The sequence below is a fragment of the Endozoicomonas sp. 8E genome, assembly GCF_032883915.1.
Classification (GTDB): domain Bacteria; phylum Pseudomonadota; class Gammaproteobacteria; order Pseudomonadales; family Endozoicomonadaceae; genus Endozoicomonas_A.
This window is the reverse complement of sequence record NZ_CP120717.1, coordinates 6,730,314-6,743,081: the sequence shown is the minus strand read 5'-3', so window position 1 is coordinate 6,743,081 and position 12,768 is coordinate 6,730,314. Positions and strand designations below refer to the sequence as shown.

4 protein-coding genes are annotated in these 12,768 nt (G+C 46.1%); all 4 read right to left on the bottom strand.

Translation table 11 applies throughout. The annotated features are described in order from the left end of the window. Positions 1-9: 9 nt before the first annotated feature. The 4 genes from P6910_RS23980 to P6910_RS23965 all read right to left on the bottom strand — a co-directional run bounded on the left by P6910_RS23980 (position 10) and on the right by P6910_RS23965 (position 12,383). Positions 10-2,901 carry a CHY zinc finger protein gene (locus P6910_RS23980; RefSeq protein ID WP_317143755.1) on the bottom strand — a complete coding sequence of 964 codons (2,892 nt, stop codon included), beginning with the start codon at positions 2,899-2,901 and terminating at the stop codon, positions 10-12. 279 nt (positions 2,902-3,180) lie between these two features. After that, on the bottom strand, positions 3,181-6,210 hold the full coding sequence (locus P6910_RS23975; RefSeq protein ID WP_317143754.1) for an RING finger domain-containing protein: 3,030 nt from the start codon (positions 6,208-6,210) through the stop codon (positions 3,181-3,183). 309 nt (positions 6,211-6,519) lie between these two features. Continuing rightward, positions 6,520-9,411, bottom strand: a complete 2,892-nt coding sequence (locus P6910_RS23970; protein WP_317143753.1) for a CHY zinc finger protein — start codon at positions 9,409-9,411, stop codon at positions 6,520-6,522. A gap of 167 nt (positions 9,412-9,578) precedes the next feature. Then, positions 9,579-12,383, bottom strand: a complete 2,805-nt coding sequence (locus P6910_RS23965) for an RING finger and CHY zinc finger domain-containing protein (RefSeq protein WP_317143752.1) — start codon at positions 12,381-12,383, stop codon at positions 9,579-9,581. Between the last annotated feature and the right edge of the window lie 385 nt (positions 12,384-12,768).

The following is a 12,768-nucleotide window of genomic DNA, read 5'->3' as shown; positions in this document are numbered from 1 at the left end:
CAGAAGCGGTCACTGGGCGACTATTAAATCAATCAGACGGTTAATGATTGCTTCAACAAACCAGGCGACTAAAGGGTGTCTGCAAATAGGGCAGGTTCTTATCCCGCTTTTAAACATTGCATTGCCGCACTTATAATGTACTTTGTGGGAGCAAGGCATTATATTGCAGTCGGAGAAGGTATCTTCCAGGCAGATGCAGCACGCATCGTGGCCTGAATTTTCCCGGCATTTGTGATTGTCTTGAAACCTTGTACCCATGCAGACATTACAAACATCACAGTGAAAGGCCTTATCCTTAATTGTTCGGCAAATGCCGCATTTGTCGCAGTGGAATGGTTTTTTCTCTAAATCGGTGAAGTGTTTACACTGTGCACAGAAATACTCCGACATTAGTTCGTTGCATCCCGGGCATGTCTGGGAGTCTTCCGTAATATCCCCCTCATGGTTACATAGAGAACATTGAAGCCTTTTTGCATGAAAAGCCTTACGATCTGTAAGGTTGCATTTCTTACTATTGTTATGACATCTATGGCAGGGGAAATACTCTTCACAGCACTCAAAGTTTACACGGCAATACCTATGGTAATGATCGCACAATGGCATTCGTTCTTTTCGCGCAGGTGTCTTTAACTGCTCGTTCGACGGGTTTGCCTCCTCATTGTGGGCACTCGACTGCTGGTCAGAAGCAGAACGCTCTGCGTCATTACTTTGCATCGCCGGGCTGGCCGCTACCATCTGTCGTTTTTCTCTCCTTGGTCTTGTGGCTTGATGATCACCCGATGAAGGTCCTGCCTGTAATTGCTCTTGGGAAGCGTCATTTTGCTGATAGGCAAGGGCAGGCTGACTTGGCTCTGCCTCCAGCTGTGAGTATCTATCATTCAGTATGCTAGGGGAACTGCCGGAAGAGCCAGAGGCTCTTTTGTTACTATCAGCTTGCTGGTGGATCGTACTTGTATCTTTACTGCTGACAGTTGTTTCGTGAGAGATAGTATCGCTGTTAGCGATGACAGGCTCTATAGAAGGCACCTGTTGTAAGTGAGAATTTTGTGCATAACCCATCAGCTCATCTGAGAGGCGTTCTAATTCAGGAATCGATGGGTGTTGAAATTGTATAAAAGTATTTAAAAAGCAGTTGGGAAATGTCAATGATTGAGGATTAATCAGAACAACATGCCTTAAGGACAAATCTGATATTTTCCCCAACAGATTACGAATCAGTTCAACCGGGTTTGAATAGATCAGGAACAATTGAGCGAAGTACTCAGTAAAGCAACATCTTTCAAACTGGCTCATAGGCGGCTCTACGTCAGATTGATTGACCTTGTGGATTATGTTCAGAACAATCTTATACAAAATCAACAGGTTGTTACCGCCCTTTTCGGGCATTGCCCGGTCAGGTGGAATGATTGGTTGGAGCAGAGACAGAGCGTGAAGGTTATTCAAATTCAGTCTTGTATTACTTGTGGCCTTTATCAGCTGCTCGATAAACAGGTTGCGCAATGAGTTCTCGTTGAAAGAACGCTGCAGTTTCAGTATCGCTTCAAGAGGAGTGACAGTATCCGCGGTGTTGGTGCTTTTTGTTTCCAGAACTCGCAAACGCTGTGGCATGTCCAGTTCATTGAGCATTTGCCTGAACTTAAAAACTGCTCCGGGATCTTGACTTTCAATGATTTCTACAAGCTGGTTCGCAAGTACCTGGAGGTCTTCAGTGGTAGCTTTTTTTTCACTCTCTTCGCCATCGTCGTCTTTTCTGTTGTTGCCATTTCCGCTGCTATCATGGCCTTCTCCCGGTGACTGGTTCTCCTGATCTTCAGGTTCTTCTTTTTTCTGTTTTTGGTGATCGTTATTTTCGCCCTTTGGCCCCGAATTGGGTGCGCTACCAGAGGGCTGTCCCTCCCCATTAGCTGCCATCAGGCCACTGCGATGATTTGTCTTCAAGGCACTTCGCTCAAGAAATCGTTTGAAACAGGCAAGCTGCCATTGGAGGCTTTCGCTGGCGGGGCAGGAAGTGGCGGCCTGCTGGAGGAGGGTGCTCCAGAAATCAACATCGTTCAGTTGTTCAATATTGAGGAAGTCAAGCCAGCCAACAGGTACAGCGGCTTCGCTGGAAGAGCCATCGGCATTAACCCGTGTCATTTTCAGACGCGCCGGGGAGGGTTGCTCCTCAAACGAAATAGAATCCTTGCCAATGGACATCAGCCAGTTGATGACGGGTTTCAGGATAACCAGATCTATTTCAAATAATCCCGATGGTCTCCCCCCACCACCTCCCCAGGGTGGGGGTGGCGACAAATAGAAGAAGCCACCGCTCCCGCCACCTGGAAGGTCGCCGATGCCAGCGAGCTTGCCTCCTGTCAATGTCACTGTGTTATTGCGGGTTTGGCTGGTTTCCGAAGCACTGCCGGTCATGTTATCGGAATAGACCAAAAGGGTTAATGGGGTAGTATGGGGTTTGTCGTTAAGGAGTTGACCGGTGGTGACAGAAGTTAATTCTGGTCTGTCTGCGGTCATGGATTTCAAGCGAACAAGTGTGCCATTTTTAGACGCATGTTGAGAGAGATATTGGAAGTCGGGTGTTTGTTCTTTTGCCAGTATGATCAGTTGATAGCAATAGTTGCCCGGGTCGTTCGTCACCAATATCGCAATACTGTTCGAATCTGCTGACAACACAGGTGCCTTAAAGCAAAAGGTGCTGTTTCGATCGCTGAAGCTGTCCGGAAGCAGCAAGCTCACTTGCCACTGACTCAAAGCCTGGGGGTCTTTAACATCACCGATCTCAATCCGAACTCTGTGCCCACCCTGATTATGTCGATCAATGATGTTTGAGGAATAGCATAAAGGCACCACCGCCATGGCCTGTAGAGAAAGAACAAATGGTATGAATAAGCGGAAAAAAAGCATTCAAATCTCGATATACAATTGTTGTCAACAATTCCAATCTGCCCTCTTTGCCTGATAGAACGCGTCAGAACAGTCTGTGCTGACTTTCCGCCATGGAAAAATAAGGAACACCATTGGTCATTCTTATTATCCGAAGTAGAAAGAGAGAATAGCCAAGAATTTCTGAATTGCTATGTGGGTTAATTGCTTTGTGCCACAAAGCTTTCGGCAGCATCAACCTGAAAGTATCCTGCAGTGCTTGATACGGGGTCGCCTGGACGGGCGCTATTCTCGGTCAGGCTACTGGCGGCAACGATTAATCCTGGTCAGAATCCTTTCAATTAACTGAGCGCTTAGAGCGTATCTGCAAACAGGGCAGGTTCTTACCTTGTTCATAATCATCGCCTTGGCGCAATCCATATGAACCTTGTGGGTGCAGGGCAATAATATGAAACCAACGGAGAAGACATCTTCCAGGCAGATGCAGCACTCATCGTGGCCTGAATCTGGCCGACATGGGTGAGTATCTTTTGAACTTTTATTCATGCAGAAATTGCAAACATCACAGTGAAAGGCTTCATCCTTGTTTGTTCGGCAAATTCCGCATTTATCGCAGTGGAATGGTTTTTTTTCCGCACAGGTGAAGTTTTTGCATTGTGCACAGAAATACTCCGACATTAGTTCGTTGCATCCCGGGCATGTCTGGGAGTCTTCCGTAATATCCCCCTCATAGTTACATAGAGAACATTGAAGCCTTTTTGCATCAATAGCCTTACGATCTGTAAGGTCGCATTTATTACTGTCGTTGTGACATCTATGGCAGGGGAAATACCCTTCACAGCACCCAAAGTTTACACGACATAACCTAAAGTTATGAATGCACAGTTGCATGTGTTTTTTTTGCACAGGTGTCCTTAACTGCTTGTTCGACGGGTTTGCCTCCTCGTGATGGGTGCTCGACTGCTGGAAAGAAGCAGAACGCTCTGCGCCATTGCTTTGCATCGCCTTGGTCGCCACCATCTGTCGCCTTGCTTTCATTTGTCTTTCTAGCTGTTTTAACTGTCGTCTTTTTCTCTCTCGTTTTTTCAGTGCGTGTCTTGCCAGCTCGTCGAGAATGGATCCATCGATCAGGGGGCTAGTTAAGTAGTTTTGATTTGTCCTCAACACTGCCAAATCGGACCGGTCCTGTGTCCCAGTGGCTTGATGGTCAGCAGATGAAGGTCCTGCCTGTAATCGCTCTTGGGAAGCGTCATTTTGCTGATGTGCGAGGGCAGGCTGATTTGGACTTGCTTCCAGCTGTGGGTTTCTACCAGCCAGTAAGCAAGAGGAGCTGCCGCTAAAGCCAGAGGCTCTCTGGTTGCAGCCAGCTCGCTGGATGGTACTTGTATCTCCACTGCTGGCAATTGTTTCGTTAGCGATAGTATCGCTATTACTGATAAAAGGCCCTATAGAAGGCACTTGTTGTAAGTGGGAGTTTTGTGCCTGCCTCATCAGCTCATTTAAGAGGCGTTTTAATTCAGGAAAGGATGGGTGTTGGTGAAATTGTGTGAAGTTATATAAAAAACAGGCGGGAAATGTCAATGATTGTGGATTAATCATAACATCATACCTTAAGGCTAAATCTGATATTTTCCCCAACAGATTACGAATCAGTTCAACCGGGTTTGAATAAATCAGGAACAATTGAGCGAAAAACTCAGCAAAGCAACATTTTTCAAATTGTCCCACAGGTGGCTGATGGTCAGATTGATTGGCCTTGTGGATTATGTCCAGAACAATCTTGTTCAAAATCAACAGGTTGTTGTCGCCCGCTTCGGGCACTGCCTGATCAGGTGGAATGGCTGGTCGGAGTGAAGATAGAATGTCAAATTTACTCAAATTCTTTTTTGTATTGCATGTGGCCTTTATCAGCTGTTCGATAAACAGGTTGCGCGATGAATGCTCGTTGAAAGAACGCTGCAGTTTCAGTATCGCTTCAAGAGGAGTGACAGTATCCGCAGTGTTGGTGCTTTTTGTTTCCAGAACCCGCAAACGCTTTGGCATGTCCAGTTCATTGAGTATTTGCCTGAGCTTAAAAACTGCTCCAGGATCTTGACTTTCAATGATGGCTACAAGCTGGTTCGCAAGTACCTGAAGGTCTTCAGTGGTAGCTTTTTTTTCACTCTCTTCGCCATCGTCGTCTTTTCTGTTATTGCCATTCCCGCTGCCATCATGGCCTTCTTCCGGTGACTGGTTCTCCTGATTTTCAGGTTCTTCTTTTTTCTCTTTTTGGTGACCGTTACTTTTGCCCTTTGGCCCCGAATCGGGTGCGCTACCAGAGGGTTGTCCCTCCTCATTAGCTGCCATCAGGCCACCGCCATGATTTGTCTTCAAGGCACTACGCTCAAGAAATCGTTTGAAACAGGCAAGCTGCCATTGGAGGCTTTCGCTGGCGGGGCAGGAAGTGGCGGCGTGTTGGAGGAGGGTATTCCAGAAATCAACATCGTTCAGTTGTTCAATATTGAGGAAGTCAAGCCAGCCAACAGGTATAGCAGCCTCGCTGGAAGAGCCATCGGCATTAACCCGTGTCATTTTCAGACGCGCCGGGGAGGGTTGCTCCTCAAACGAAATAGAATCCTTGCCAATGGACATCAGCCAGTTGATGACGGGTTTCAGGATAACCAGATCTATTTCAAATAATCCCGATGGTCTCCCCCCGCCACCTCCCCAGGGTGGGCGTGAATAGAAGAAGCCACCGTTGCCGCCACCGGGAAAATCAGCGATGCCAGCGAGCTTGCCGCCTGTTAATGTCACTGTGTTATTCCAGGTTTGGCCGGTTTCCAGTTCACCGCCGGTCGTGTTGTCGGAATAGACCAAAAGGGTTAATGGGGTAGTATGAGGTTTGCCGTTAAGGAGTTGATCGGTGGTTACAGAAGTTAATTCTGGTTTGTCTGCCGTCGCGGATTTCAAGCGAATAAGTGTGCCATTTTTAGAGGCCTGTTGAGAGAGGTGTTGGAAGTCGGGTATTTGTTTTTTTGTCAGTATCAACAGTTGGTAGCAATAGTTGCTCTGGTCGTTCGTCATCAATATCGCAATACTGTTGGAATCTGCTGACACCACGGGTGCCTTAAAGCAAAGGGTGCTGTTTTGATTGTTGAAACTGTCCGGAAGCAGCAAACTCACCTGCCACTGACTGACAGCCTGAGGGTCTGTAGCGTCGTTTATTTCAATCCGAACCTTTTGCCCACCGGGGTTATGTCGGTCAATGATGGTTGAGGAATAGCATAAGGTCACAACCCACATAGTCATCAGGAAAAGAACAAATGTTATGAATGAACGGTAAGAATGCATTCAAATCTTTCTGCACAACGTGTGTTATTAATACCAACCCGCCCTCACTGTCTGACAGAAAACGCCAGGACAATCTGTGCTGACTTTCTGCTCTGGCAAAATAAGGGAACATTATTGACCGGTTTTATTATCCGTAAGACAAACAGAGAGTAGACAAGAATTTCTGAATTGCTATTTGTGTTACTTTTTTGTGCAACAGAGCCTTCGTCAGTATCAACCTGAAAGAGCCTTGCAGGGCCTGATACCGGGCTGTGGTAGCAGTTCGGTGCTGCTATTTAATGGCGGCGACTATTAAATCCGGTGAGATGGTTAATGATTGTTTTCAACCGGCGGATCGTATAGAGAATGTCTGCAAACAGGGCAGGTGCGAATCCCGTTATGAATCATCGCAATGCCGCACTCGTAATGAATTATGTGAGAGCAGTTCAGCCTGATGGAGCTGGTGAAAGTATCTTCCAGGCAGATGCAGCAAAGATTTTGCCCTAAGTTTTCCTGGCATTTGTGATTATTTTGTAACCCTGTATCCAGACAGACATTGCAAGTATCACAGTGAAAGTTTTTATCCTCTTCAACTCGGCATATGCCGCATTTATCGCAGTGGTAGGGTTTTTTTTCCATATCGGTGAAGTGTTTGCACTTTGCACAGAAATATTGCGACATTTGCTCATTGCAGTTAGGGCATGTCTGAGAATTTTCCGTAATCTCCCCATTGAATCCACACACAGAGCATAAAAGCCGCGTTGCGTGAAGAGCTATTCGAGAGGTAACTTCGCATCGATCACTTTCGTTATGACACCTATGGCAAGGGAAGTACCATTGACAGCACTCAAATTTTACATAGCAGAGCCTGCGGTAATCTCTGCACAATGGCTTTCGTTTTTCTTGTGCAGATGTCTTTAACTGCTCTTTCGGCGGGTTTGCCTTCTCATTGTTGTTCGGATGGAAAGGAACAAAAAACGCTGTGCCATTGCTACGTACCGCCAGACTATTAGCCTGAAACATCTGATGGAGCAGATTGGCCGATGCCGTCTGATTATCTGCTCGATGGATCAAATGGTCTACTAATTCTTGTTGTCTTCTGAGATCAACGTGCAACTTTTTGATTTGTTCCTTCAAATGTAGCGCTTCAGTGTTTGCTTTGACCATACACTTATAAAGCTCCTGATCTTTTGTAACCAGGTTTTTATTCGTCGCAACTAACTCCTGATTCTCTAGTCTTAATCCTTGAATCTCCTCAGTTAGCTCCTGAATCACTGTTCTTAACGCTTGAACCTCTGCAGTTAAAGACTGCTTCTCTATTCGTAATTTTTGAGCCTCTTCAGTTAACTCTTTAGTCTGTTGTCTTTTTTTCTCTTTTTTTTCCTGAGCGCGACCTTTCAGCTCTACGAGAAGGGAGTCATCGGTCGAATGTTGAGTTGAGAAGTTTTGATTTATGCCAGACGCCTCCAAATCGGATCGGTTGTGCGCACCGTTGGTGTGATGATTACCATAGGAACGTCCTGTCTGAAATCGCTTTTGGGAAGAGGGATTTTGCCGATCAGCAGGGTCAGGCAGCTTTGGCCTGGCCCCTTGCTGTAAGTATCTATCGGCTGGCAAGACAGGGGAACTGACACTAGACCCGGAGTCACTTCGGTAGCGGTTAACTTGCCGGGTGTAATGTGTGAATCTATTTGAGTTGTTTGTGCTTGAACTATTGGAGGTATTATCACAGTTACTGGCTACAGGCTCTGTTAAAGGCAGCAGTACTGAGGGCTCTTGCAGTAACTGGGAAGTAAGCACCTGCCTTATCAATTCATTTGAGAGGCGTTCTAATTCATGGAACGATGGGTGCTGATCAAGTTGTATAAGGATAGCGCGAAAAGGAGTGGAGAATGTCAATGATTGTGCAGAAATCATAATATCATGTTTGATGACTGAATCTGATATTTTCCCTAACAGCTCACGAATGGATTCAAGTGGGTTTGAGTAGAGCAGGAGTAATTGAACGAAGTACTCAGTAAAGCAAGATTTTTCAAAGTGTCCTATTGATGGTTGCAGGTCAGATTGATTGAACCTGTTGATGATGTCCTGAACAATCTTAAACAAAATCATCAGGTTATTGTCGCCAGCTTCGGGTATTGACCGGTCCGGTGGAATCATTGGTTGGCGTTCAGACGGAATGTTAAGATTATCCAGGGTCCTTGTTTGATCGCTCGTAGCTTCTATCAGCTGCTCGATAAACCGGTTGCGCGTTGAGTTTTCATAGAAAGAACGCTGCAGCTCCAATATCGCCTCAAGAGGAGTAAAAGCATTTTTCCCGGTGTTTGTGCTTTTTATTTCCAGAACCTGCAAGCGCTGAGGCATGTCCAGCTCTTCCAGTATTTGCCTGAGCTTAAAAACGGCATCGGGATCGTCGCTTTCAATGAGGGCTACGAGTTGGTTCGCAATGACCTGAAGGTCCTGAGTTCTGGTGTTTTTTTTACTTTCTTTTCCATTGTCGTCTTTTCTGTTATCACCCTCTTCCCTGCCGTAATTGTTTTCTCCCGATGAATGGTTCTGCTGATCTTCAGGTTGATCTTTTTTCTCTTTTTGATGGGCGTTATTTTCGTCCTCTGGTGCTTTATCGGGCACCTTGCCCGATGGTTCTCCACCCCCATTAACTGCCTTTAAGCCACCTGAATGATTTGTCTTCAGGGCAGTGCGTTCAAAAAACAGTTTCAAACAGCCAAGCTGCCATTGATGACTGTCGCCCGCCGGGCAAGAAGTGGCGGCACGCTGGAAGAGGTTGTTCCAGAAATTAACATCGGTCAGTTGTTCTATATTCAGGAAGTCAAGCCAACCCACGTTTATAGCGGCTTCAGTGGGAGAGCCATCTGCGTTAACGCGTGACACTTTCAAATGCGCCGGGGATGGCTGTTCCTCAAAGGAGATAGAATCCTTGCCAATGTAGATCAGCCAGTTGATGACGGGTTTCAGGATAACCAGATCTATTTCGAATAGTCCCGATGGCCTTCCACCTCCTCCCCATGGTGGAGGAGGTGGAAGCAGCAAACTCAATTGCCACTGACTCACCCCCTGAGGATCTGTACCATCATTGATTTCAATCCGAACCCTGTCGTTGGGATTATGTCGGTCAATGATGGTTAAGGAATAGCATAAAGGCACAACCGCCATAGCCAGTAGTGAAAGAACAAATGCTGTGAACAGGCGGTAAAAATGCATTCAAATCGCACTACATAACTTGTGTCAATAATTGCAACCTGTTCTCTTTATCTGATAGACAGAATGCGCAAAAACAGTTCTGCTTTGAAAAATAAAGGAACATCATTGGTCAGTCCTGTTATTTGTAGTAGAAATAGAGAATAGTCAAGTGTGTCTGAATTGCTATATTACGGGTTGTACAGAGAGCGTCTGCAAACAGGGCAGGTTGTTATCCCACTTTTAATCATTGCAGTGCCGCACTCACGATGTACTTTGTGGGAGCAACTCAGTATCACGCAGCCGGAGAAGGCATCTTCCAGGCAGATACAGCACTCATCGTGGCCTGAGTTTTTCCGGCATTTGTGATTGTCTTGATACCTTATATCCAGGCAGACATTACAAACATCACAGTGAAAGCACTTATCCTTGTATTTTCGGCAAATGCCGCATTTATCACAGTGGAACGGTTTTTTTTCTAAATTGGTGAAGTGTTTGCATTGTGCACAGAAATAGTCCGACATCAGCTGGTTGCATCCCGGGCAGGTCTGGGAGTCTTCCGTAATGTCCCCCTCATAGTTACAGATAGAACACTTTAGCTTTATTGCTTTATCAGCCCGACGATCTTTAACCTCGCAATCGTCACTCATGTTATGGCAGCTTTGGCAGGGGAAATACCCGGCACAGCAACCAAAGTTTACACGGCATAACCTATGGTAATGACCGCATAAAGGCTTTCGGTTTTCTTGCACAGATGTCTTTAGCTGCCCGTCCGGTGGGTTTGTCTCCTCATTATGGTTGCTCGACTGCTGGTAAGAAGCAGAACACTCTTTGCCATTGCTCTGCATCGCCGGGCTGGCTCCTGCCTTCCGTTGTCTTTCTATCTGTCTTATTCGTTGTCTTTTTTTCTCTCTTTTTTCCTCAGCGTCTCTTTTCAGCTCGACGAGAAGGGAATCAGTGATCGGATATGGAGTTAAGACGTTTTGATTTCTCCTCGACACTTGCAAATCGGATCGTTCGTGTGCCTCATTGGTCTGATGATTATCATGTGCACGTCTTGTCTGTAATCGCTTTTGGGAAGAGGGGTTTTGCTGATCAGCAAGGGCGGGAGGTTTTGGCCTGGCTCCCTGCTTTAAGTAGCCATTAGCACTGTGATTGATTACAGGCTTTATAGAAAGCACTCGTTGTGAGTGAGTAAGCGCCCGCCACATCAGCCCATTTGAAAGGCGTTCTAATTCATCGCGCGATGGGTGTTGTTTAAGTCGTAAAAAAGCGTTGCGAAAAGAGATAGAGAATGTCAATGATTTTGCAAAAAACATAATGTCACAGATTAGTATTGAATCTGGTATTTTCTCTAACAGGTCACGAATAGATTCAATTGGGTTTGAATAGAGCAGTAACAATTGAACCAGGTACTCAGCAAAGCAACATTTTTCAAATTGTCTTAAGGGCGGCTGCTGTTCAGATTGATTGACCCTGTGGATGATATCCAGAACAATCTTATACAAAATCACCAGGTTATTGTTGCCCGCTTCGGGCAATGTCCGGTGAGGTGGAATGATCGGCTGGAGTTCAGACGGAATGTTAAAATCATCCAAAGTCTTTGTTTGATCGCTCGTAGCTTCTACCAGCTGTTCGAGAAAGCGGTTACGCATTGAGTTCTCATAGAAAGAACGCTGCAGTTGCAATATCGCCTCAAGAGGCGTGGCAGTGTTGCCTTCGGTGTTTGTGCCTTTTGTTTCCAGCACCTGCAAACGCTGAGGCATGTCCAGCTCATCCAATATTTGCCTCAGCTTAAAAACGGCATCGGGATCGTCGCTTTCAATGAGGGCTACGAGTTGCTTGGCAAGTACCTGAAGGTCTTGAGTCCTGGTGTTTTTTTCACTTTCTTTTCCATTGTCGTCTTTTCTGTTATTACCATCGCCATTGCCATAATTGCCTTCTCCCGGTGAACCGCTGCCCTGATCTTCAGGCTCACCTTTTTTTTCTTTTTGGTGGTCGTTACTTTCTTCCTTTGATGCTTCATCTGGTAACTTACCCGAGGGTTCTCCACCTTCATTACCCGCCTTTAAGGCACCAGCATGATCTGTCTTCAAGACAGTGTGCTCAAAAAATTGCTTCAAACAGCCAAGCTGCCAGTGAAGACTCTCGCTCGCCGGGCAAGAAATGGCGGCACGTTGGAAGAGAGTGTTCCAGAAATTAACATCGGTCAGTTGATCAGTGCTCAGGAAGTCAAGCCAGCCAAGGGGTATAACGGCTTCACTGGAGGAGCCATCGCCATTGACGCGTGTTATTTTCAGACGCGTCGGGGATGGCTGTTCCTCAGGTGAGCTGGAATCCTTGCCCATTGACATCAGCCAGTTGATGACGGGTCTCAGGATAATCAGGTCTATTTCGAATAATCCCGATGCTCTTCCACCTCCTCCCCATGGTGGAGGAGGTGAGTAGAAGAAGCCTCCATTACCGCCACCGGAAAAATCTGCGTTGCCAGCGAGCCTTTCTCCTGTCATTGCCAGTGTGCTATTTCGGTTTTGACCGGCCTCCAGCCCGCTGTTAGTCATGTTGTCGGAATGGACCAGAAAGGTCAGTGGGGTAGCATGGGATTTGCCGTTAAGGAGTTTATTGGTGGTGACAGAAGCCAACTCCGGTTTGTCTGCCGTCGTGGATTTTAAGCGCACAAGTGTGCTGTTTTCAGAGGCACTTTTTGAGACATCCTGGAAGACGTATGTTTGCTCCTTTGCGACTATTACCAGCTGATAGCAATAATTACCCAAGTCGTTTTTGACCAATAGTGCGATACTGTTCCAATCTGCTGACACCACAGGCGCCTTAAAGCAAAGGGTGCTGTTTTGGTCATCGAAACCTTCCGGAAGCAGCAAACTTATTTGCCACTGACTCACACCCTGAGGATCTGTGCCATGATTGATTTCAATCCGAGCCCTGCGCCCATCGGGATAGTGTCGTTCAATGATGGTTGCGGAATGACACAACTGCACAGTCATCATAACCATTTGGAAAAGTGCAAATGCTATGAAAAAACGGTAAAAAAGCATTCAAATCTTTCTAAATAACTTTTGTTAACAACACCAACGCCAACCCTCCTGGTCTGATAGAAAAAGTCAGGACAATCTGTGCTGACTTTCTGCACTGGGAAAATAAAGGAACATTATTGACCGGTCTTATTATTCGCAGAACAAACAGAGAATAGACAAGAATTTCTGAATTGCTAAATGGGTTACTTGCCATGTGCCACAAAACCTTTGGCAGCAGCAACCTTTTCAGCGCTAAAAACCGCAACATAGCCGCTACTAAAAATCTAACATAATCTGTAATTATGTAGACTTGTCTACGCCGTCGGCATGGATGCACGACGAATCGTGT